At 41.7% G+C, this 22,666-nt stretch carries 19 protein-coding genes and 1 tRNA gene; 15 read left to right on the top strand and 5 right to left on the bottom strand.

Features of this window, described 5'->3' with window-relative positions; all coding sequences use genetic code 11:
* Window positions 1–39: 39 nt before the first annotated feature.
* From BMW98_RS19575 to BMW98_RS19560, 4 genes are all read right to left on the bottom strand, one after another.
* A complete protein-coding gene (locus BMW98_RS19575; protein ID WP_090261074.1) occupies window positions 40–1,191 on the bottom strand; it encodes a hypothetical protein in 1,152 nt (383 codons plus the stop codon).
* Between the two features lie 127 nt (window positions 1,192–1,318).
* Window positions 1,319–1,400, bottom strand: a tRNA-Leu gene (locus tag BMW98_RS19570).
* Window positions 1,401–1,553: 153 nt separating this feature from the next.
* Entirely contained in the window at window positions 1,554–1,850 is a 297-nt protein-coding gene (locus BMW98_RS19565; RefSeq protein WP_090261072.1) for a putative quinol monooxygenase, read from the bottom strand.
* Window positions 1,850–2,602 carry an SAM hydrolase/SAM-dependent halogenase family protein gene (locus BMW98_RS19560; RefSeq protein WP_090261071.1) on the bottom strand — a complete coding sequence of 251 codons (753 nt, stop codon included), beginning with the start codon at window positions 2,600–2,602 and terminating at the stop codon, window positions 1,850–1,852. The genes BMW98_RS19565 and BMW98_RS19560 overlap by 1 nt, the downstream gene beginning before the upstream one ends.
* A gap of 93 nt (window positions 2,603–2,695) precedes the next feature.
* Between BMW98_RS19560 and BMW98_RS19555 the strand changes: the two genes are divergently transcribed.
* The 4 genes from BMW98_RS19555 (at window position 2,696) to BMW98_RS19540 (ending at window position 8,827) form a co-directional block, all read left to right on the top strand.
* A complete protein-coding gene (locus BMW98_RS19555; protein ID WP_090261142.1) occupies window positions 2,696–3,664 on the top strand; it encodes a PhoH family protein in 969 nt (322 codons plus the stop codon).
* Window positions 3,642–4,076 (top strand): GNAT family N-acetyltransferase, encoded by a 435-nt coding sequence (locus tag BMW98_RS19550; RefSeq protein ID WP_090261068.1) that lies wholly within the window; start codon window positions 3,642–3,644, stop codon window positions 4,074–4,076. The genes BMW98_RS19555 and BMW98_RS19550 overlap by 23 nt, the downstream gene beginning before the upstream one ends.
* Window positions 4,077–4,245: 169 nt before the next feature.
* Complete coding sequence (locus BMW98_RS19545) at window positions 4,246–7,425, top strand: TonB-dependent receptor (protein WP_090261066.1); 3,180 nt, start codon at window positions 4,246–4,248, stop codon at window positions 7,423–7,425.
* Window positions 7,426–7,486: 61 nt separating this feature from the next.
* On the top strand, window positions 7,487–8,827 hold the full coding sequence (locus tag BMW98_RS19540) for an alkaline phosphatase family protein (RefSeq protein ID WP_090261064.1): 1,341 nt from the start codon (window positions 7,487–7,489) through the stop codon (window positions 8,825–8,827).
* Window positions 8,828–8,843: 16 nt separating this feature from the next.
* On the opposite strand, the gene BMW98_RS19535 is transcribed toward BMW98_RS19540, so the two are convergent.
* Complete coding sequence (locus BMW98_RS19535) at window positions 8,844–9,437, bottom strand: Crp/Fnr family transcriptional regulator (RefSeq protein ID WP_090261061.1); 594 nt, start codon at window positions 9,435–9,437, stop codon at window positions 8,844–8,846.
* Between the two features lie 208 nt (window positions 9,438–9,645).
* On the opposite strand from BMW98_RS19535, the gene BMW98_RS19530 reads away from it, so the two are divergent.
* The 11 genes from BMW98_RS19530 to BMW98_RS19480 all read left to right on the top strand — a co-directional run bounded on the left by BMW98_RS19530 (window position 9,646) and on the right by BMW98_RS19480 (window position 22,666).
* A complete protein-coding gene (locus BMW98_RS19530; protein WP_090261059.1) occupies window positions 9,646–11,733 on the top strand; it encodes a ComEC/Rec2 family competence protein in 2,088 nt (695 codons plus the stop codon).
* Between the two features lie 36 nt (window positions 11,734–11,769).
* Window positions 11,770–12,450, top strand: coding sequence for an NUDIX hydrolase (locus tag BMW98_RS19525; protein WP_090261057.1), 681 nt, complete (start codon window positions 11,770–11,772; stop codon window positions 12,448–12,450).
* Window positions 12,451–12,539: 89 nt separating this feature from the next.
* Window positions 12,540–13,556, top strand: a complete 1,017-nt coding sequence (locus tag BMW98_RS19520) for an SPFH domain-containing protein (RefSeq protein ID WP_090261055.1) — start codon at window positions 12,540–12,542, stop codon at window positions 13,554–13,556.
* Between the two features lie 3 nt (window positions 13,557–13,559).
* On the top strand, window positions 13,560–14,480 hold the full coding sequence (locus tag BMW98_RS19515; protein WP_090261053.1) for an NAD(+)/NADH kinase: 921 nt from the start codon (window positions 13,560–13,562) through the stop codon (window positions 14,478–14,480).
* A gap of 54 nt (window positions 14,481–14,534) precedes the next feature.
* On the top strand, window positions 14,535–16,469 hold the full coding sequence (locus tag BMW98_RS19510) for a RecQ family ATP-dependent DNA helicase (RefSeq protein ID WP_090261051.1): 1,935 nt from the start codon (window positions 14,535–14,537) through the stop codon (window positions 16,467–16,469).
* Window positions 16,470–16,489: 20 nt separating this feature from the next.
* Window positions 16,490–17,074, top strand: a complete 585-nt coding sequence (locus tag BMW98_RS19505) for a hypothetical protein (protein ID WP_090261049.1) — start codon at window positions 16,490–16,492, stop codon at window positions 17,072–17,074.
* Window positions 17,075–17,081: 7 nt separating this feature from the next.
* Entirely contained in the window at window positions 17,082–17,450 is a 369-nt protein-coding gene (locus tag BMW98_RS19500; protein ID WP_139177712.1) for a carboxypeptidase-like regulatory domain-containing protein, read from the top strand.
* On the top strand, window positions 17,440–18,003 hold the full coding sequence (locus BMW98_RS19495) for an NUDIX hydrolase (protein ID WP_090261045.1): 564 nt from the start codon (window positions 17,440–17,442) through the stop codon (window positions 18,001–18,003). Before BMW98_RS19500 ends, BMW98_RS19495 begins: the two co-directional genes overlap by 11 nt.
* Window positions 18,004–18,041: 38 nt before the next feature.
* Window positions 18,042–20,939 carry a T9SS type A sorting domain-containing protein gene (locus tag BMW98_RS19490; RefSeq protein ID WP_090261043.1) on the top strand — a complete coding sequence of 966 codons (2,898 nt, stop codon included), beginning with the start codon at window positions 18,042–18,044 and terminating at the stop codon, window positions 20,937–20,939.
* A gap of 48 nt (window positions 20,940–20,987) precedes the next feature.
* Window positions 20,988–21,704: a tetratricopeptide repeat protein gene (locus BMW98_RS19485; protein ID WP_090261041.1), complete on the top strand. Its 717-nt coding sequence runs from the start codon at window positions 20,988–20,990 to the stop codon at window positions 21,702–21,704.
* Window positions 21,704–22,666, top strand: coding sequence for an L-threonylcarbamoyladenylate synthase (locus BMW98_RS19480; RefSeq protein WP_090261040.1), 963 nt, complete (start codon window positions 21,704–21,706; stop codon window positions 22,664–22,666). The genes BMW98_RS19485 and BMW98_RS19480 overlap by 1 nt, the downstream gene beginning before the upstream one ends.

Below are 22,666 nucleotides of genomic sequence, written 5' to 3'. Positions count from 1 at the left end.
GTTTTTTCATTTTGATTCATGATTACTAATACCTTATTGTTAATTGGGGAATAAAAATGGTCTCTTCAATATATTATACGGCAGCCTATAATCAGATCCTGCTTCTCGTTTTAAAGATGAAGTCCAAATCCGCTTCAATGTCCCATTTTGTGATACTGAATGCATAATTAACTTGGTAGAATAAAATGTGCCGAATTTCCTAGCATTTAAATCTGCACCGATTACCATTTTGCAATTACTTATTGAGATTTGTCCATGGAACTTTTCATGCTTAATCAAACGAAAGTTTTCAGCTATTACAATATCTCCACTCGGATAAATACTGAATTCTAGATATTGCAAATTTTCATAATAATCTTCGGATATCGGTATTTTGATTTGAGTGGAACTTCTATTTAACCTACAAGAATAGATAAGGACGCTCCCGTTACGTGAAAGTGAAATTGAGAGTTGTTCAGGTTTAGAACTATGACCCAAACTGAAAATCGTTTCATGTTTATTGTTTTCTTGTAACAACTTTAGATCACAACAAATTCGTATTCCAGATTTTTTAATTGCATTTACTCCAATTTGCATAAATGAATCTCTGTAGAGAAGTGCGCCTAGAAATTTACCGTTTTTATCAGTTAGTCTTGGTCCGAAATTGAGATAGCTAAAACCAAATGCTTTTTCAGAAATTGAACTAAGAAATGTATCAAAAAGAGTAATTAGGATTTGAGCTATTTGATCAACTATATTGATTGTTATTGACTCATGTTTGCTCATGAATGAGTCATAAATGAGTGTGTACCAATTATCCTCAGATTCCATGTGTAAAGCTCCATTATAACCGAGCGCAAGACAAAAGTCTTGAACTGAAAACTCATGGTTTTGATAAGTCACAATTGAAGCATTTAAAAATGGACTTATTTTTATTGATTGGGAATCTCCTCGGTCAGGCTTGATTTGATCACAAAATTTAAATTTCGAGAACTGCCTTGTTTTTAACCCAAATTTTGAATGAACTTCTACTTGTAAAATAAAATCATGAGAGTTTATTTTTTTGATCCAAGGATTGGAATCTAGGAACATTATTCTAATAAAAGTCGGTAAAGAGTTTAATAATCGTTCTTTATTATTGGTAAAATCGTCCTTTAACTGTATAAAATGTGCAATTCCTCTAGTGTGTCTATTTAATGCTCCTTTACTCATTATTTAATATAATGAAATGCACTAATACATGAGTTGTATGTTAATAGTAAAAAATTAATAGGTGACCCAAATTGGAATCCTAAAAAATAAAAAACCCTGAAAATCAAATGATTAACAGGGTTGGGTGTACCTTGGGCCGGAGTCGAACCGGCACGTCCGAAGACATTGGTGTTTGAGACCAACGCGTCTACCAATTCCGCCACCAAGGCATTTCTGAAATTGGGAGTGCAAAAATGGATAAAGATTTTATATAATCCAATACTGAGCTAAAGAATTTCTAAGAAGGTTTTTTCGGGTAACAAATTTCAATGGAAGGACTCAAAAACAATTGAGAATGACGCAATGCTTTTGAGGTGAATTGTTCACCCGACCTCCATCTCTTTTTTTGAAGAGAAAGCCACGGGCTTATCAGCAAATTTCGATTTGGTATTTGCCCATACTGCTTTAAAAAGTTCAGAGTGCCTGTACTTGTTTAGTGCATCCTCATTTTCCCAATGGCTGTAGGTGGTAAAAATATTTGGTTCGTTGTAGTCTTTCCAAAGCTCTAGGTGGCAGCAGCCTTCAAAGCCGCGAATTTTCTCTTTTGTGGCCTCAAAAAGTGCTAAAAAGTTGTCGACCTCTTCAGGCTTAAAAGTCATTCTTACAATTCTAATCAGCATTATTCTTCAAAGGCTATGTGGATGGGACTGTCGAATTCTAATCCTAGCAGTTGTGCGCCATTTCCTTGGTTAATACCTAGCATCAAGCGCTCGTTGCTATTGAAAACAAAGAAAACCTCACCCGGTTCTACTTGCGAAATAAAGTCGTGCACGGTATTCTGGCGCTCTCGCCCAAAAGTAATGGTGTACTTTCTGTCGCGACTCAAAATATCGAAATCGGTTTTCTCAATATTCGTAATAAGGTTGCCATAATGGTCAACACGAATTACGTGGCCAGAAATTTCTTTGCGCGTAGCCCTGGCTTTTCGCTGCATAAACTGCTTGTGCTCGGCCAATGGTTCGCCAAAACTACTTGGGTTTTCGCCCGCAGCAATTTGCGCTGCAATAGCCGGTACCGACATAAAGCCATTTGGGGTGTTGAGCTTAATGACCGTTTTGGGCTGTCGGTCGTCTATCAAACTCAAAATACCGTTGTTTGGTCCTACAAACAAGTGGCCTTCCAACTCTGCAAAAATGTATTCGTTTTGCTGAAAGGTGGTATCGGCAGAGCCAATAAGGTGAATAGTGCCAGCCGGAAAATCCTGATAAATAGAATGTAAAACATAGCCCATATGCGACACATCGAATGGTCTAATGTTGTGGCTAATATCAAAGATTTCTACCTTAGGATTTGCCTTTAAAACCAATGCCTTGGTCTTGGCCACATAATGGTCGCTCAACCCAAAGTCAGAAGTAAAAGTGATAAGCGGCATAGGCGAAAAATGTGGCTTTAATTGGCTAGCTTTGTTGGCAACAAAATTATTGAAATTTTAACCTTACACAATCTAGAAACCCGTTTAGATAATTTGGTCGAAAAACTTATAACGCTAGAGAATATAGCCATGGTAGACTTTCTGGGAGTTGAAAACCAGAATATCAGAGAGATGGCTTCTGCTTTTCCTAAAAGCAAGATCGTATCGCGCGGAAATCAAATTTTGATTAAGGGCAGCGCGTCCGAAATTTTACAGATAAACGAAATCTTACAGTCGCTTATTCAGCATTACCATAAGTTTGGTAAGGTAACCAACGAAGAGGTGAGGTCTTACATTAAGCAAGAGGCCGAACACCTGGCCGAGGCAAATGACGATAACACACTTGTGTACGGTTCGCGCGGGTCGATTGTAAAGCCGAAAACCGCCAACCAAAAAGCTTTGGTGGAGGCTGTAGATAACAACGATCTGGTCTTTGCCATTGGGCCAGCCGGAACAGGTAAAACCTACATTTCGGTAGCCATGGCCGTAAAGGCGCTAAAGAATAAGGAGGTTAAAAAAATCATTATCACTCGCCCTGCGGTGGAGGCCGGAGAAAACCTGGGCTTTTTGCCTGGCGATTTGAAGGAAAAGATTGATCCCTACTTGCGCCCTATTTACGATGCGTTGGGAGATATGATTCCGGCCGAAAAGCTGAAATACTATCAGGAAAATAACATTATAGAAATAGCTCCACTAGCTTACATGCGTGGTAGAACGCTCAATAATGCCTTTGTGCTTTTGGATGAAGCACAAAATACCACGGCCATGCAAATGAAGATGTTTTTGACCCGTATGGGGCCGAACTCTAAAGTGATTGTAACGGGAGATCAGTCACAGATAGACTTGCCAAATAGGCAGAAGTCGGGTTTGGTAGAGTCTTACAATATTTTGAAAAACGTGAAGGGGATTGCCTTCGTAGAATTATCAGGAAAAGATGTTGTTCGCCATAAATTAGTTAAGCAAATTATAGAGGCGTACGATAAACACTTAGACAAGAAAAATGATACGGGTAAAAAAAGTTGAAAACGACCAAGAGTTAAAAGAAGCCTTTAAAATTAGAGAGGTGGTTTTTATTGACGAACAGGCCTGCCCACCAGAGGAGGAGTTCGATGGTTTTGACGATGAGTCCACTCACTTTATTGCATACATTGATGGCGAGCCTGTAGGTACTTGCCGCTATAGAAAAACGAGAAAAGGCCTAAAATTAGAGCGTTTTGCGGTTGTTAAAGCCCAAAGAGGTAGCGGTGTAGGTAAGCGTTTGGTACAAACCACACTTGGCCATATCGAAAAGCAAGACTTAGCCAAAGGCACGCTCATTTACTTGCATGCGCAGGTTTCGGCAATGCCGCTTTATGCCCGCTATGGTTTTCAGAAAGTTGGCGAAAAGTTTGAAGAGGTTGGCATTGAGCACTTCGAGATGGAGAAGCGCGTTTAATTAGCCAAACGCAAATATTTTTCAGTACCCTTTTCTTTATGCTTAGATTAAGGTTTTGCTTATTGGCAGGACGTAACCTTTAAGCCTATGTTAAGAAGATGCCAGATGTTAAAACTTAACATCTGCTAACAATTAGGTGGGGATAGCTTCGCAACAAATAGCTATCCTTATGAAACTTAACTATCTATCTAAAAACAGACTATTTGTCTTTGCATTTATTGCATTGGCAAGCCTGTGTTTGGGCAATTTAGCATTTGCTCAGGCAACAGATGCAAGCATTAGAGGAAAGGTTACTGCCGATGACGGCCTGACTTTGCCAGGAGCCTCTATTCAGCTTAAAAACTTATCTACCGGGTTTCTTACCGGTACACTTTCAAACGCCAATGGAGAATATGTTATTCAGCAGGTTCCGTTAGGCGGGCCTTATCAAATCACGGTTTCTTTTGTTGGGTTCGGAACACAACAGAAAGAAGGTTTTTCTATTAAGCAGCGCGATAGGTTAACCATCGACTTTGAATTGAGTGAATCGGTAACGCAAATGGAAACCATTATTGTTGAAGCCGATGAATTGAGAACATCCATCGATAGGCAGGGTGAAGGTACTTTGATAGAGTCTACCCAAATTGAGAACCTTCCTTCTGAAGGCCGAAACTTCACCAACCTTATCAGTCTTTCGCCATTACAAGGGGGCGGTGGCTTAAACTTGGGTGGCCAAAGAAGAACATCTACCAACGTAACCATCGATGGGCTTAATGCCAGAAACACGCTTACCGCTGGTGAGATTGGCCGAGGACCATACACAATTTCTCAAGAGGCTATTCGAACTTTTGAGGTTTCTACCAATGATTATGATGTAACACAAGGCCGACAAGGTGGGGGAGCCGTAAAGGCGGTTACAAAATCGGGTACCAACCAATTGGAAGGTAGTGCCTTTGTTTATCACAGAAACGACAATCTTCAGAACGATTTGGATATTAGAGAGAATCCAAGATCTGCAGATTTTAATAACACACAATATGGTGTGAGCTTAGGTGGGCCAATTATTAAAGACAAGCTTCACTTTTTTGCTGTGTACGAGCAGCAAGATGCTACCAATCCTGTGTTTATTGCCGATTTGCAAACCACAGACGATGAGAACAGAACAGGTATTACCAAAGCCAACCTTGACAGGTTCTTGCAAATTGGTAGAGATAAATATGGTTTGAGCAATGACCAACAAGTAGGTCAGTTCGAAAAGCAGTCTAAGGCTAACACCTTCTTTGCCAGAATTGATTGGCAAATAAATGACATCCACAGGTTAACGGTTAAGAACAACTGGAATAAATGGTACGATCCATTGAGTGGTAGTGACAACTCGAACATTGAAGTACTAGAGAGTTGGTTAGACTTTGAGTCACAAGAAAATACTTTCGGGGTGTCCCTCAGGTCGGCTTACAGCAATACGTTTACTAATGAATTGAAAGTTCAGTATCAGCATGCAGAAAGAGCTTATATGGCTAGTTCATTGCTGCCAAGCTCTAACATTCCTAGGGCAATTGTAAACGTGAATTCAACCTTGCCCGATGGTTCTAACAGAACCTTAACTGTTCAGCTAGGAGGGCAACGTTATGCACCTGAAACCAATTTGGAGAATCAGATTCAGTTTACAAATACTGCTTATTTGAACAAGGGTAAATTCAACTTTACGCTTGGTACAGATAACATGATTACCTATTTGGAAACCTTGCTAAGTAATGAGCAAAACGGACGTTTCTTCTTCGATTCGCTTGATGATTTTGATAACCTTACACCAAGCCGATACGCCAGAGAAGTGCCTTTGCAAGGGTTGCCAATAGTAAAGCAAACTGTTTTGGACCTTTCGCTTTTCGCCCAAGCCGAGTTTCAGCCGCACCCACATGTTGATCTTTCTGCGGGCTTACGTTGGGATGCCACAATTTTCACCGAGGCAGCCGAATTCAATCAAACAGTGTTTAATGAGTTAGGTATTCGAACCGACAACAAGCCGAAGGACATTGATAACATTCAGCCAAGAATTCAGGCTATTTGGAATGTTCAGGGAAGAGATAAAGATGTATTGAAGATTGGTGGTGGTTTATTTAGTGCACAACCACATTACTATGCCCAGGTAAATAATATTCAGAATTCGGGTACGCTACTTGGTGCTATTGATGTAACAGGCGCGAATGTTCCTGTACCTGACTTTAATGAGTATAGAAACAACCCAGGTTCTGCTCCGGGTGTGCCGGCAGGTGAGGTGCCATTTAGTACAATAAATGCAGTTTCTGACGATTGGGAAGTGCCAACAACGGCAAAGTTCAACCTGGATTATACCCACTACTTTGGAGATAAGTATTCTATTTCAGTAAACCTGTTGGCCAGTAAAACCACAAATAACTACGTTTACCAAGAGGCTAATCTAGTAGAGGAACCATTCTTTGTTACGCCAGAAGGTAGAGAGGTTTTTGTACCTGCCAATACCATAACGGCTAGCGGAATTTCCGATTGGAAAAACAGTAGAATTTCTGATCAGGTTGGTAGAGCATTGGTTTTGGAATCTGACGGTGTTGTAAGGCAACAGGCCATCATTGTGTCTGGTTCTGCTAAAATTGGTAAAGATGGATATGTCAATGCCAGCTATACTTGGAACAGGTCGAAAGACAATTCTTCTTACAACTGTTGCGTGGCAAATACCTCTACCTTTTTGCCTGTAACGGGTGACCCAAGAGATCTCAACTATGGATACTCCGACAATAACTTTAGAGATAAGGTGGTAGTAAATGGAGCTACTCCTTCATTCTTTGGCTTTGTGTTGGGTGTAACTGTTACTGGGCAAGGAGGTACGCCTTTCAACTTTGTGGTGGATAATAACAACAGAAGTGCAAACGGAGACTTTAACCTTTCTAACGATCAAGCATACATTTATGACCCGAATGATCCATCTACTCCGGAAAGCATTCGCCAAGGTTATAACGATATTCTGAATAACCCAGAAGTACCTGCGCACTTTAAAGATTACCTGCGCGATAACTTCGGAAAGTTTGCAGAGAGAAATGCAGGGGTCAACCCATTCTTCGCTAATGTAGACATGAGGTTGCTTAAGAAAGTGAGCCTTCCTTCCGGCCATGGCTTAGAGTTTTCTGCCGACCTATTCAATGTGGCTAACTTCCTAAATAAATCTAAAGGAAATACTCATAACTATGGCAGAAACCGAGAGTTGATGAGAATCACCGGTTTCGATCCTGCTACCAATGCTTACGACTACAGTGTGCAAACCGGCTCTGCCAATGAGCCGATTGGTGGTACACCTTGGAGACTACAGCTTGGTGTACGATACACCTTTGGTAAATAATAAACTTGAGCATTAAAAGGGCGGGCAGTGTCCCGTCCTTTCACTACCTAATCAAATTAAAATGAAAAGAATAATAATGTCGTGCTTGCTGTTGGTGTCTTCAGTGGCAGTTTTTGCACAATCAAGACTTTCGGACCATGTAGTGCTAATCTCTATCGATGGGTTTCGTCCAGATTTTTATCAGGAAGAAAAATGGCCGGCTCCAACTATGAAATGGATGGCAGAAAGAGGTGTGAAAGCAGAAGGTGTTAGAGGTGTTTTTCCCTCAGTAACATATCCATCTCATACCACGCTGGTTACGGGTGCAAAACCAGGGAATCATGGTATTTATTATAACTCTCCGCTAAGTACTAACGGTGAAAACCCAGGCTGGTACTGGTATGAAAAGGAGATTAAAGTGCCTACGCTTTGGGATGCCGTTCAGCAAGCAGGAATGAAGTCGGCCTCGTTTATATGGCCAGTTACAGTAGATGCCCCAATCGACTATAATATTCCAGAGTTTTGGTATTTAACGGGAGGCGATCGTATTCAGCCAATGCTTGATAAGGATACGCCTGATGGCTTTTTTGAAGAACTTGAAAGAGAGGTTACAGGCAAGATTAACCCGAACACCTTTAATGGAGACTACCTAAATAGAGAGGATAGAACTGGAGAAATGGCGGCATATGTGCTTGAAAAGTATAAGCCGAATTTCATTACTCTTCACCTGATAGCAACGGACCACTTTCAGCACGAGGGAGGAAGAGATGGAGAGAAAGTACCTATGGCCTTGGCTGCGGCAGATAGAGCAATTGGCAAAATTAAAGAGGCTGCCGAGCGTGCGGGTATCTCCGATAGAACCACATTCATTATTACTGGTGACCACGGTTTTGTAAATGTTCACTCTCGTTTGAGTCCTAATGTGTGGTTGGCCAATGCAGGCCTAATTACTGCGGAAAAAACTAGTGCCGATTGGAAAGCTGTTTTTCATACATCGGGGGCTGCGGCTTTCTTGCATTTAAAGGATAGCAACGATAAGAAGACGCTAGAGCAAGTAAGGCAAGTCTTGAATGACTTACCAGAAAAGACCAAAAAGCTTTTTAGGGTAGTTGAAAAAGAAGAGTTGATGGCAGTTGGAGCTGACCCGAATGCCGAGTTGGCCATTGCGCCCGTGCGTGGTATTGCTATGTCATCTGCAGCACAAGGTAACGATGTGGTGCCAGGCAGTGGAGGTACGCATGGTTACTTCCCCGATTTTAAAGATATAGAGACTGGTTTTGTGGCTTATGGTGCAGGCATAAAATCCGGATTGGAAATTCAACAATTAGGTTTAGAAGATGTTGCTCCATTGATTTCCGCGCTTTTGTCATTAGAGTTTGAGGCAAAAGATGGGGTTTTAATGCCCGGAATTCTGAAGCAATAATCACTGGTTAAGGAGGCTAAATGGCCTCCTTTTCTTTGTTGATCTGTTGTAACAAGGTGCTTACAGTTTGTCGCGTCATGCCGGTAAGGTCTCCAAGGTCTTGCATGCTTAGTTCGTTCAGTATGTTGCGAATGCGTCCTTTAGCATCGGTAACGGTTTGGTTCAGTTCTTCTACGATTGAGCGTAAGTTTTCTACTCTGCTAAGCGCACGCACTTTGAAAAGCCTAGTTTCTGCAACACACCATCGCGCCACAGTGGTTTTATTGAACCATTCAGAAATTACAGGGTCTTCAACAATTACACGCTTAAAGAAGTCGAGCTGATAAGCCCTGAGTTTGGTTGGCATTAAACTATCGGCAAACTCAAAAAATTGGCCATTTAGGTAGCGCAAATTGCCAAAGGTATCGGGGTGCGATAGTACATCGTATGTCACTTTTTGCTGTTGATTGCCGTAGCTGCCCAGCTTTACCGCACCACTGGCTATTTCATACATGTAGTATGTTGAAGAACCTGGGGTGTAAATAGACTCGCCTTTGCCTATTGTTAGCTCCTTCATTACTAAAGGAAGGTTGTATTTATTGCTTTGGCTTAGAAGTTCGTGTAAAGTCATGGCAAATTTTTCGCTAAGTAATAGATCAGCTTTCACCTGATTGTAAACCAACTGTTTCCATTTTTTTAATAGTGATGAGTGGCGTTGTAATGTGAGTTAGGGATAGTGTCAGTTGTTTGCTTTGTAATATTAATAAGTATTGATATTTCTTTTTTTAGAATCTGTTCATTTTGTGTAAATTATCTATACTGAAATAGATAAACACACATTGATCTTTTCTTTTCCATCATATCCTCTCGTTCGGTTGGTGCTATGTTTTGCGCTTGGTATTGTTGGGTATCACTATTTAGGTGATGAGGTGTTGTTACCAGTAGCTTTTCTGGTTTTAGCTTTTCTCGCCTTCTTCAGTTTAGCCCTAAAGTCCTCTTTAAAATTTAGCGTATTTAATGCCCTATTGGTCTTTCTGATATTATTTGGCCTAGGCAATTGGCGGCTTAAGCTTTACAAGAATGTTGAGCAAGCGAGCCATTTGTTGAATAATGATTTGTGGCAAGTAAGGGCCTACAAAGCTCAAATATTAGAACAGCCCAAGCGCAAGGCCAGAACATATAATGTGGTGCTGAGAGTCTATGAGACTTATGATGGTGTGGAATGGAAAAGAGCGGCAGGTCAAGTAAATGCTTATGTGGACACACTTGCCGGTGCCGAACTCAATTATGGTGATTTACTTTTTGTGGAGGGAAAACCACAAGAAACCAGTGCCCCCGCTAACCCCGGTGAGTTCAACTTTAAAGGCTATCTGGTTTATCAGAACATTCACTTTCAGCAATTCATTGGAAAGGACTTTGCAGTAATTGGTCATCAAACGCCCAATTACTTTATGCGGCAAGCACTATACTTCAGTAGCCGTTGTCAGCAGGTGTTCGAAAGGTATATTCCGAATGAAAGATCGCGTGCCATTGCCTTGGCGCTGGTATTAGGTGTGAAGGATAATTTGGATGATGATACACTGCGGGCTTATTCGGCTACTGGAGCCATGCATGTGCTGGCCGTTTCGGGTTTGCATGTGGGTATAATTTATATGTTGCTGCTTTGGTTAATCAAACGGGTTGGGCTCGGTAAGCGGCAGTTTCGTTGGTATGTGGCAATTTTCAGCATACTGATTTTGTGGTGCTACGCGCTACTTACTGGGCTTTCGCCATCTGTACTTAGGGCGGTCACCATGTTTTCATTCTTCGCGCTGTCGCGAGCTATGTTTAGGCGAAGTAATATCTACAATACACTGGCCGCTTCGGCACTGGCGCTCTTGCTTTATAATCCTTACCTCATTATGAGTGTGGGTTTTCAGCTTTCCTATTTGGCAGTTTTGGGTATTGTTTACCTTCAGCCTAAGCTATACGCGCTATGGGAGACCAAATACTGGTTATTAGATAAAATTTGGGCCATTACTTGTGTTTCTATTGCAGCACAAATAGCCACCGGACCGCTGAGTGTGCTTTACTTTCATCAGTTTCCGAATTACTTTTTAGTTTCAAACCTCTTTATTATCCCAGCAGCTTTCGTAATTCTTATGTCTGGTTTGGCGCTGTTGGTGCTGAGTTTTGCACCCTTGCTGGCCGAGGCATTGGGTTGGTTGCTTTCAAGTTTTATTTGGTTGGTGAATGTAGTGGTCGATTGGGTGAGTGCCTGGCCTGGAAGTTTGGCAGAGGGGCTTTTTACCGACATCCTCGATACTTGGGCTCTATATGCGCTCATTATAACCATTGCCTTATTTTTTATACGGAAAAAGCTTTATTACCTCAAGGTGGGCGTTGGATTTGCTTTGCTGTTTTGTATCAATCAAGTCAATCACAAAGCTGCGTACTGGGACTCGTCCGAAATAGCTGTTATGAATATATCAAACACAATGGCAGTTGATTTTCGGCAAGGAACCCAAGGCAAGCTGATTGCTGATTCGGCATTTATGGCCGATGCGGAAAGACAGCGATTCCATCTGTATGCCAAACGGTTGTTGGCAGGTGTTTCGCAAGCCCCTGCAACGGATGCCCTCGATTTCCCGATAGCCGAAACGGTTTTGGGAAAACTCGTCACATTCAATGGTAAATCTGTGTTGTTTTTAGCACCTGATAATGAGGTAAGACTGAATGAAGAAATTAAAGTCGACTTCTGCATTGTCTCGGGCGATTCTAGCTTCGAATTACTTTCGAACCCCAGTTTTCAACCCGCTCAGGTTATTGTGGCACCTACACTTTCCTATTATAAAACAAACCAACTGAAGGGCCTTTTAGACAAGCAATCTACTCCTTACCATATTGTTCGTAGCGATGGATATTTTGAGGAAGTTTGGTTTAAGTAAATGGTTAGTTAGTTTTATGCGTAGAAATAACGCAATATGATTAAGCAAAGTATCAAACTGACTGTGGATGCGGTGGTTTTTGGATATGAATCTGATTCCAAAATTTCAGTACTACTGGTTAAAAGGCGGATTGCTCCATATAAAGGAGAGTGGGCTATTCCTGGTGGTTTTGTTAAGACATCTGAGAGTTTGGAAGAAGCGGTTCAGCGTGAGTTGAAAGAAGAAACAGGGGTGTCCATAAGTTACTTAGAGCAACTCTATACTTTTGGTGAATCAGACAGAGATCCGCGAGAAAGAGTTGTTTCTGTAGCTTATTACGGATTGATTAAGCCTCAAGATTTTGATCTTAACGCATCTACCGATGCAGAAGAGGCAGAATGGTTCGATATTGATGAGCTCCCTGAACTTGCTTTTGATCATAAGAGAATTATTGAGGTTGCAATCAATAGGTTAAAAGGCAAAGTTACATATGAGCCAATAGGATTTGAATTACTTGATAAAGAGTTTCCTTTTTCGGATTTAGAAAACCTCTATGTCACATTATTGGGGAGGCCAATCGATAGAAGGAACTTTAGAAAGAAGATGTTGAGTTTTGGATTACTTGACGAACTTGATAAAAAATCATCAACAGGTAGAGGGAGGCCTGCAAACTTATTTAGGTTTAATTCAGAACGGTATTTTTCACTAAAAAAGGAGGGGTTTGTATTTGAAATTTGATTTTGCGTAAAAAAAACGCAAAATTATTTTGATTACCGGTATTCGAAATTATATTTGTGTAATTATTACGCAAATTAAATATTTCTATCATGCTCGGATATAATTACATCAAGTTCGATTCAATGAATCATGTTATTCTTTTTAAAAAAGGAAAAGTAAAGAAGGAAGGTAGGGGGTTGTCCTTTTTCTACTACAACCCAGTTAGTTCTATTGTTTCAATTCCAATTGGGAGTAAGGATTTACAGTTTGTCTTTAAAGAGTCAACTAAGGACTATCAAGAAGTAACCGTTCAAGGGCAAGTAACTTTTAAAGTAGTTGAGCCTCAAAAGTTAGCTGATTGTTTAGACTTTACAGTGGATTCTAAAGGGAGGTATTTAAAAGATGATCACGAAAAAATTCAGCAAAGAATTTCTAATGAAGTGCAAACTGCCAGTTCATCGATAATTCAAAAAATGAACCTAAGAGAATCTCTACGGAATCTGAAGGAGGTTGAAGAATACATTTTTCAAAATGTTCAAAAGTCTAAGGCAGTATTGATGCTCGGAATTGAAATCACTAGTGTCAATGTTTTAGGTGTGACTCCAAACCCAGAAATGAGCAGAGCTTTAGAAGCGCAGACTAGGGAGTCTTTGCAAAAGGAAGCTGACCAAGCGATATATGAACGAAGAAACTTTGCAGTGGAGCAAGAGCGCGTGATTAAAGAGAGTGAATTAAATACTGAAATAGCGGTCGAGCAAAAGCAGAAACAAATTGCTGAGAAGCAAATGGAAACAGAAGTTGTTAAGCAAAACAACGAACAAGAATTAAAGGAAATGGAGGTGAAAGCCAGTATTTCCTTAGAGGAGAAGAAACAAAAATTGATTGCCTTAAAAGTCGAAAATCAAAAGAAAGAAGCTGATGCAAAAGAGTACATGTTAACGGCTTCTTTAAAACCATATAAAGAACTTGACTGGAAAACGCTTATGGCGATTAACTCTCGCGGAGTAAATGCTAAGGACAATATAGCCCTTGCGTTTAGGGAGTTGGCTGAAAATGCTGATAAGATAGGCTCAATTAATATTTCTCCAGAATTACTAAACTCGATTATAGGAACCAAAAATAGCTAAGTAATGGAGTTTGAGAGAGGTATAATTATTAGAGATAAGACAAGGCTTGAGCAGTTAGTTGAGCGTTTTAACTCAAAAGCTCAGGCCAAGTTTTATCTAGAGAGAGCTGGAGGTGACTTCTCGTTTTATGAACAAGAACATAATAAGTTTTATGAGTCACTTGAAATAGTAAAAGCCTCTTTGAAATCATTGCTAAAAGTAAAGGAGCTTGATAGGTCATTTCTCCCAACCTATATCTTCTCAAAGCAGGACTTACCCCTTGTTCTCGGGCAAGATGGTTTAGTAGCAAATACTGCGAAATATGTTGACGGATTGCCAATTGTGGCAGTAAATCCCGATGCCGAACAATATGATGGTGTGCTTCTTCCATTTGTTCCTGATGATTTAGAAAAGACTTTGGGCCGAGTGATGAAAAACGACTATGCTGTTAAGCAGGTAACTATGGCAGAAGCCAAACTGGATGATGGTCAGTCATTGCTCGCATTTAATGACCTTTTTATTGGGGCATCTTCACATGTGTCTTCAAAATACGAAATATCACATATGGGAAAATCAGAAGAGCAGTCCTCTAGTGGTGTTATCGTTTCCACAGGTGCCGGATCGACTGGTTGGTTAAGTTCCGTATTTAATATGGCAAATAACCTAAATTTACTTAGGGGTTATTCTCATGACCTAGGTACACATTTGAGTTGGGATGCTGATCAATTAATTTTTGTTGTTAGAGAACCATTTGCGAGCAAGTCGTCTGGTATTAATATCGGTTGTGGTGTGATACGAAAAGGAGAGGGGTTGCAGTTAAGCTCAAAAATGTCTTCTAACGGTGTGATTTTCAGTGACGGCATTGAATCAGATTTCTTGACTTTTAACTCTGGCAGTAACGTTACAATTACTGTGTCGGATAAAAAAGCTCTGATAGTAGCCTAGATTAACTTAAACCTTTATTGCATCTTCTTTCCATTCATTTCGTAATTTCAATCCATGAATCGACCGATTGATGTCTTAAAAAACTATTGGGGCTATGCGCAGTTCAGGCCGCTACAGGAAGACATTATTCAGTCGGTGCTAGATGGAAAAGACACCTTGGCGCTACTGCCAACCGGTGGAGGTAAATCCATCTGTTTTCAGGTGCCGGCCCTCTTGCTCGATGGACTTTGCATTGTGGTTACTCCGCTTATCGCGCTTATGAAGGACCAAGTTTACCAGCTGCAAAAGCGGGGAATTTCGGCAGCGGCTTTACATGCTGGTCTTACCAAAAGAGAAATAGATTACACGCTTGAAAATGCGGTGAATTCCGAAATGAAATTTCTTTACGTTTCACCCGAAAGGTTGAAGACAGAGCTGTTTCAGGAGCGCATTAAACGAGTGGAGGCAGAACGTGGGGTCTCACTCATAGCAGTAGACGAAGCGCACTGCATATCACAGTGGGGCTACGATTTTCGTCCGGCTTATTTGGAGATTGCAAATATCAGGGAGTTGTTGCCAAAAACACCTATTGTTGCCCTTACGGCTACGGCAACCCCAAAAGTCCGCAAGGATATTCAGGAGAGGCTGAAGTTTAAAAATGGTCAACGATTTACAAAGAGTTTTTCGCGCCCTAACCTATCGTATGCCGTTCGTTTCGAAGAACACAAGGATAGAAAACTACTTGAAATAATCAATCGCATTCAGGGTTCGGGCATTGTGTACGTTTCTACCAGAAAACACGCAAAAGAATTGGCCGCGTTTCTTTACCGCAATCATGTGGAGGCCGACTTTTACCATGCAGGTTTAACCCATCAAGAGCGAAGCCAGAAACAGGAAGATTGGATTCATGGGCGTACGCGCATCATTGTTTCAACCAACGCCTTTGGTATGGGCATTGACAAGCCCGATGTGCGTTTGGTTGTTCATATGGATCTGCCAGAAAATTTGGAGGCCTACTATCAAGAAGCCGGCCGGGCAGGTCGTGATGAGCAAAAGGCTTTTGCCGTGCTTATTTGCAACCAGAAAGGCATTGATACGCTGCGAAAGCGTGTGGAGCAGTCGGTGCCAGAAATCGACTTGATTAAAGAAGTGTATCAAATGTTAGGTAACTATTTTCAGTTGGCTAATGGCAGCATGCCTGAACAGAGCTTTGATATAGATGTGCCGGAATTCGCCAATCGATTTGATAGGCACCCGTTAGAGATATTTCATGCGCTAAAAGTGCTGCAAGAACAAGGTCTAATTTACCTTTCAGAAGAGTTCTTCAGCCCGCCAAAGTTGAGCTTTGCATTGTCGCAGGGCAAAATGTATGAGTTTCAGATTGCCAATGCCAAGTATGATCCTGTAGTTAAAGCTTTGCTGAGGCTTTATGGTGGAGAGTTATATCAGCAGGAGGTGGTGATTAATGAAAGTAACTTGGCAGCATTGTTGGGAACATCTACCAAAGCAACACGAGATGTTTTGGCGTATTTGGCTCAGCTAAATGTGCTCAACTATTTACCGCAAAAAGACAAACCACAGCTTTCATTTTTGGTTCCTAAGCAGTCGGCAGATAGAATGACCCTAGATAGCGAGTCGATTAAGGAAAGGAGAAAGTTAAAGCTGCATAAAATGGAGCGTGTAATCGCCTATTTGCACGACACGGATAATTGCCGAACAAGGCAGTTGTTACAGTATTTTGGAGAAGAAGGGTTTGATACTTGTGGGGTTTGCGATGTTTGCATTAGCAAAAAGCAACACGGAGACGATGATAAACTGAAGCAGCACTATAAAAAGCAGTTGTTGAACCTGATGCATAGTGGGGTTGTTGCAGATGCTGAGAAGGTGGTGAGCTTGCTAAAACCTAAACAAAGAGATTTGTTAATGGAGGTGCTGAGCGAATTGATAGATCATGGTGAATTGCACTATGACGATACTGGAAACATAGTTTCTGGCAGACAAATTGATTAAGGAATTTTAAAAGGTGGAATGTGAGTTTTTTTGATAATGTAGTTGGGAAAATTTTTGGGAAGCAGTCGTCAAAAGCTGCGTTTATTCATGAGCAATTAAGCAGAACTGAGAAAGAACTAGCCCAGTACCAAACATGGGTTGAAAGTGAAGAGAGCGAAAGTATGCTCATTGATTTTGACAGGGCCTATCACTTAAAAAAGAAGCAAATAGCCAGTCAAATGGAGGTGCACTTGCTGGAGTCCAGGTACTCCAACGGTTTTGCCATTACCTTTAATCAGGTTTTTACCCCAATTTCCTTTCAAAATTTTTTCGACTACCTAAAAGATAAAACCCTAGAGCAAGGCTATAAATTGGCTCAGAGCGATAGGCGTATAATGGACAAGGATACCTACGAGGAGACCATAGAAAAATGGTACTTAAAACCACAAAGTGCCGACTTAGATACAAGCTTAATTAACCAACGATTTGGTAATATTATTATCGAGAAAATTGAGGTGAACCGAAAGCCAAATTACCTGCGCTTTATGGCAAATATTTATGCCGACCGTTTGTATTCAAAAGCGCAACCATTTGATGAATTATTCGATAAATTGACGAGTAAATAAATTCAATATGAAACGACTATTAATGATTGTTTTGTTGGCAGGAGCTGCTATGGCTATGCCGAATGAAGCCGAAGCGCAAATATTTTCAACCAAATTGAGACTTACCGTGCTCGATGAGCTCGGGAACATTGTAAAGGGAGCTGAAGTAGCGCTGTATAAAACAGAAGCAGACTATGCCAGAGAAGAAAACCCTGTGCAAGAGCCGATGCTAACCGACCAAAAAGGAAGGGTTACCTTTAAAAAACTAACGCCAATGTCGTATTGGGTGGTAGTTAGAAAAGGTGATAAAGACAATGCCGGTGGCGGTGAAATTGTGAGTAAATTGGAAGAAGGGAAGTTGAACAAAGCCAACGTAGTAATATCGGATGGACTCTGAGAAAAAAGCACTTTTAGAATTAATTAAAAATTATAAGCCTGCTGATGAAAATGAGCAGGCTTTTAAACTTAAAATGATCGACTTGTTAGCCTATGAAAATTGCTTCGAGCGATCTTTGTTACATGCTCACTTTACTGCTTCGGCCTGGGTGGTAGACGAACGCAGAGAACATGCGTTGCTCCTGCATCATGCTAAGCTCGATAAATGGCTGCAATTAGGAGGTCATGCTGATGGCGATGCCAACCTCTTGAGGGTGGCACAGAAGGAGTTGGAAGAAGAATCGGGGGCAACCGGTTTTACACTCTTGTCTACAGAGATTTTCGATTTAGATATTCATAATATTCCTGAGCGTAAGGGTATTCCTACTCACGATCATTATGATGTTAGGTTTTGCTTTAAAGGAAGCTTGCTCAATACGCTCAATAAAAATCATGAGTCTAAAGATTTGGCCTGGATTCCACTGGCCGAAATAACCAAGCTATGTAATGGGAACGACTCAATTATGCGCATGGTGAACAAAACTTTGGCAAACAATGGTAATTTGTCAGTTTAATTAATCGAACACTTCCGTTTATTACGTTAGTTTAGGGTATGCGTAAAAAACTATCGCAAAAGTATCTCATTGCAGGCGTTATGGCCTACGTGTTGTTTTGGTCCATCATAATCTTTCTGCCTAAAAAAGAACACGAAGCTCTTGTTGTTGATTTTCCTGAGGCCAAAGCCGAAATGGGAGAGGAGCGTGAAGCTGAAGTTGGCGATGAACGCGAAGATTTACAATCTCGCTATGAGTACGAACAGCAAATGTTGGCTAACCCACAAACTGGTGTAGTACCTCAAGATATGCGTAGCCGCGAGCTTACTTTTGCCAAAGCCCGCCTGCGACAGCAGTATTTAAGGGAGTACGCATTAGCAGCCAAAGGAGAACAAGCCCAAGAGGAGGTACTTACGTGGCGCTCTATCGGCCCAAATAATTTTGGGGGAAGAACAAGGGCTTTTGCTTTAGATGTTTTGGATGAGAACATTTGGCTTGCTGGCGGTGTAACCGGTGGTATGTGGCGTTCTACAGATGCTGGTGCTTCGTGGCAAAAGATGACCCAGGCCAACGAGATTCAAAGTGTAACGGCCGTTACGCAAGATGTTAGGGCAGGTAAGGAGAATGTTTGGTATTACGGCACTGGCGAGTTGGTAGGAAACTCGGCAAGAGAAGCTGGGGCACCGTTTCGTGGCGATGGCCTGTTTAAATCTACCGATGGTGGCCTTACTTGGCAGCCTTTAACTTCTACCCAATCTACTCCTACCGAATTTGCAAGCCCTTTTCAGTACGTGTGGGACATTACAACCGACCCAAATAGTGCTGATGATGTAGTGATGGCGGCTGTATTTGGCGGAATTGTAAGGTCTGAAGACGGTGGACTTACTTGGGAAACCGTGCTTGGTGTTGACTTGCTGGATCTGGCGCCTAATACAGACTTGAACAATATCGTGTCTAATTTCTATACTGATATTCACAGAACTTCAGACGGTACTTTTTATGCCTCAATAAGCGACATTACTAATGATAACCAAGAATTGTCTCCGTTAGGTGGAGTTTATAAGTCAACTGATGGGATTAACTGGGACAAGGTTGTACCGAGCAATAGTTCGAGCCCTAAAAGAAGAACAGAGATTGGTTCATCTGCTGGCAATCCGGACCTTGTTTACCTGCTTTCTGTTTTGCAGCGTAACGGTAGAATTGAAACAGACTTGTACCGCTACAATAATGCGACAGGCGTAGTAACCAATCTTTCGGCCAATATGCCGAGTGGCGAAAATGACTTGGCTACTTTCGATTCGCAAGGTTCTTATAATACAGTGGTAGCTGTTCACCCAACTGACCCCAACTTGGTGGTTATCGGAGGAACCAACCTTTATAAGTCTACTGATGGTTTTACCACCGCTGAAAACGTAAGCTGGATTGGAGGTTACGATCCCGACCAAGAAGATATTGAAAATGGCGGCTCACTTTACGAAAACCATCATCCCGATCAGCATGGTATTGCATTTTTGCCTTCCAATCCTAACGTGATGATTTCTGCCAATGATGGAGGGATTTTCAGAACGGATGATGTGTATGTAGATAGGCCAGTTTATCAATCGAAAAACAATGGCTATAAAACAACCCAGTTCTACACGGGTACGGTTAGTCAATTTCCAACAGATAATTTTGTGCTTGGAGGCACGCAAGATAATGGTTCAATTCTAACCTATACCAACGACAATATTGGTGCTCAGCCCAACGGCAGCCGAGTAATTGGTGGAGATGGCGCCTTTACGGCAACCACCCGTTTGGGTATTTACTATTACATGTCGTCTCAAAACAGCAGAATATTCAGGCTTACGTTTAATGAAGACGAGCAACTAACCTCTTTTGCCAGGGTAGACCCAGTAGGTGGCGGAAGCAATGTAGACCCAACCAGAAGGTATTTGTTCATCAATCCATTTGTGCTCGACCCGAGCAACCAGAATCGTATGTACTTGGCAGGTGGCGAAGTGGTTTGGCGCAACCGCAACCTTTCGCAGGTAAGTGCGGGCTCTGATAGTCCAACTTCAACCAACTGGAGCAAATTGGAGAGAACCGAAATTCCTGAGGGTGTGGTAAGTGCCGTATCTGCCTCAACCAAGCCAGACAATATTGTTTACTATGGAACAAGTGGTGGAAGAGTGTACAGAATTGATGATGCCAGCACTGAAGGTTATTCCGTAACCGACATAACAGCTCCTGATTTTATAGAAGGTGCATATGTGCGCAGCATTGCCATAAACCCTGAAAATGCAGATGAAATATTAGTGTCCTTTTCCAATTATGGTATTCCGAGTATTTACAGCTCTACCGATGGCGGGCTTACTTATACCGATGTGTCTGGCAGTTTAGAAGAAAACCCTGATGGTTCTGGCAATGGCCCTTCGGTGCGTTGGGTAAATATGGTGCCCAAAATAGATGGTAGTTTGGCCTATTACGCGGCAACCAGCACAGGTTTGTACAGCACAGAATCGCTTAATGGGCAGAGTACGGTTTGGGAGCAAGAGTCTCCTGCCGAAATTGGCAATAGCGTAGTGAATATGGTGGACTACCGAAGAAGTGATGGGCAGATTTTGGCTGCTACACATGGCAACGGGCTGTTTGTTTCGCAAATAGACAACGTGGAGCCAGATGAAGATACTCCAGGGGCTGATGGATTTGAGTTTACTGGCCTTACCCCAAATCCGTTTAGCGATTTTGTAACGATCAGTTTTAACCTGCCAGAAACGGACTTCACGCTCCTTCGCATTTATGATAGCTCAGGCAGAATGGTTTATTTAAACTCGGGCTCAGTAGGCTTTACAGGCCAAAACGAGTTCTATTGGGATGGTGTAAATGTGCTAAATCAGCCGGTGCCGAATGGTATTTACCTTGTTCGCCTTACGTACCGTGCACAAAACCTTACAAAACGCGTTATTCTTAGTCGATAATACGGCCTTTCGGCCTTCTATTGTATCTTTGCTGCCTAAACAAAGGATATGCGGAGAAAGAATTTATTCCTAGCGGTTTTTGTGTCAATTATTGGCCTTTCAGCCTGTGCCCCAAATATTGAAGAATTGGTGCAAGAAGGGCGTAATTTTATGGATAGTGAGAATTATCCTGAGGCCATAAAATCTTTTAACAAAGTACTTGAGCATGAGCCATACAACTACGATGCGCTAAACGCAAAAGGGGTAGCCCTATTAAGACTAGGAAATGTAGAAGAAAGTGTTGAAACGCTCTCTGAAGCAATTAATGCTGATACCACTAATTACAAGGCATTCTTTAATAGAGGGAATGCCTACCGCATGTTAGAGAAGGATCAGGAGGCGATGTTAGACTATGACTACGCCATTGAATTACAGCCCGATGTGGTTGACCTGTATTTGAACAGAGGGGCAATTCTTTATAAATACCAAGAATTTGATCGTGCACTTTTTGACTTTGAATTTGCGCTAAATATTCAGCCAAATAGCCCTTTGGTACTTTTAAATAAAGGCAAGGCCGAACTGAGGATTAACAATCCGGAAGATGCGATCTATAGCTTTAATAAGGTGATAGAATTGCAGCACGAGAATGGCGAGGCGCACTACTGGTTAGGTTTGGCTGAAATAGCCCGAAACAATATTGGTGAAGGCTGTAGTGCATTGTTTACTGCCCAGTCGCTAGGGGTAGAAGGTATTGATCCTGTGATTGGTGAAAATTGCATGCAATAGTGGCAAAGATTGGAGACGATATTGCGCTTGCCAGCGAAGTTTTGAACAATGGAGGTTTAGTGGCCATGCCAACCGAAACTGTGTATGGGTTGGCTGGTAATGCACTTAACTTGGATGCTGTTCATGGTATTTTTGAAGCCAAGCAGCGCCCATCTTTCGATCCGCTAATTGTACATACCAATTCGCTTGAAAAGGTAGAAGGCTTTGTAGCTGAAATACCTCAAAAGGCCAAGCTACTTGCTGATGCTTACTGGCCTGGGCCTTTGACCTTGTTGCTGGAGAAACGGCCTATTATTCCCGACTTGGTTACCTCCGGACTGAATACCGTGGCCATAAGAATGCCCAAGCACCCGGTGGCTTTGGCCTTGTTGGAAAACCTGAATTTTCCTTTAGCTGCGCCAAGCGCTAACCCTTTTGGCTACGTAAGCCCAACCACTGCAGAGCATGTAAATAACCAGTTGGGCGAAAAGATAGATTATATTTTGGATGGAGGTGAATGTACCGTGGGTATTGAGTCTACCATCGTGAGTTTTGAAAATGAGGTACCCAAAGTGTTACGTTTAGGCGGACTTTCGGTAGAAGATATAGAAGAGGTGGTTGGGCCTGTGGAGGTGGCTATTCACTCTAGCTCTAAGCCTTCGGCTCCGGGTATGCTCAAGAGCCATTATGCGCCATCGAAAACGATTGTGTTGTTTGATGACATTAACCTGAAAGACATCACGGATTTTTCTGAATTTGGATCGCTGGTTTTTGATCAACCATATGATTTTCTGCCCCTTGAAAATCAGTTTGTACTGAGTAGATCGGGCGATATGGCCGAGGCTGCTAAGAATCTGTTTTCAGGACTTAGGATTCTCGATCAAAAACCTCAAATTCATACCATCATTACGCAATTTGTACCCAATGAAGGATTGGGGCGAGCGATAAATGATAGAATTAAGAGAGCGACTGTCAAATCTTAA

The sequence above is a fragment of the Roseivirga pacifica genome (assembly GCF_900111145.1).
Taxonomy (GTDB): domain Bacteria; phylum Bacteroidota; class Bacteroidia; order Cytophagales; family Cyclobacteriaceae; genus Roseivirga; species Roseivirga pacifica.
This window is presented reverse-complemented; position numbering and strand designations above follow the sequence as displayed.

What these genes read in the sequence shown, in the direction of transcription:
- BMW98_RS19575 (WP_090261074.1), bottom strand. Translation starts at nt 1,191, where the DNA reads ATGAGTAAAGGAGCATTAAATAGACACACTAGAGGAATTGCACATTTT.
- BMW98_RS19565 (WP_090261072.1), bottom strand. Translation starts at nt 1,850, where the DNA reads ATGCTGATTAGAATTGTAAGAATGACTTTTAAGCCTGAAGAGGTCGAC.
- BMW98_RS19560 (WP_090261071.1), bottom strand. Translation starts at nt 2,602, where the DNA reads ATGCCGCTTATCACTTTTACTTCTGACTTTGGGTTGAGCGACCATTAT.
- BMW98_RS19550 (WP_090261068.1), top strand. Translation starts at nt 3,642, where the DNA reads ATGATACGGGTAAAAAAAGTTGAAAACGACCAAGAGTTAAAAGAAGCC.
- BMW98_RS19545 (WP_090261066.1), top strand. Translation starts at nt 4,246, where the DNA reads ATGAAACTTAACTATCTATCTAAAAACAGACTATTTGTCTTTGCATTT.
- BMW98_RS19540 (WP_090261064.1), top strand. Translation starts at nt 7,487, where the DNA reads ATGAAAAGAATAATAATGTCGTGCTTGCTGTTGGTGTCTTCAGTGGCA.
- BMW98_RS19535 (WP_090261061.1), bottom strand. Translation starts at nt 9,437, where the DNA reads ATGACTTTACACGAACTTCTAAGCCAAAGCAATAAATACAACCTTCCT.
- BMW98_RS19525 (WP_090261057.1), top strand. Translation starts at nt 11,770, where the DNA reads ATGATTAAGCAAAGTATCAAACTGACTGTGGATGCGGTGGTTTTTGGA.
- BMW98_RS19520 (WP_090261055.1), top strand. Translation starts at nt 12,540, where the DNA reads ATGCTCGGATATAATTACATCAAGTTCGATTCAATGAATCATGTTATT.
- BMW98_RS19515 (WP_090261053.1), top strand. Translation starts at nt 13,560, where the DNA reads ATGGAGTTTGAGAGAGGTATAATTATTAGAGATAAGACAAGGCTTGAG.
- BMW98_RS19510 (WP_090261051.1), top strand. Translation starts at nt 14,535, where the DNA reads ATGAATCGACCGATTGATGTCTTAAAAAACTATTGGGGCTATGCGCAG.
- BMW98_RS19500 (WP_139177712.1), top strand. Translation starts at nt 17,082, where the DNA reads ATGAAACGACTATTAATGATTGTTTTGTTGGCAGGAGCTGCTATGGCT.
- BMW98_RS19495 (WP_090261045.1), top strand. Translation starts at nt 17,440, where the DNA reads ATGGACTCTGAGAAAAAAGCACTTTTAGAATTAATTAAAAATTATAAG.
- BMW98_RS19490 (WP_090261043.1), top strand. Translation starts at nt 18,042, where the DNA reads ATGCGTAAAAAACTATCGCAAAAGTATCTCATTGCAGGCGTTATGGCC.
- BMW98_RS19485 (WP_090261041.1), top strand. Translation starts at nt 20,988, where the DNA reads ATGCGGAGAAAGAATTTATTCCTAGCGGTTTTTGTGTCAATTATTGGC.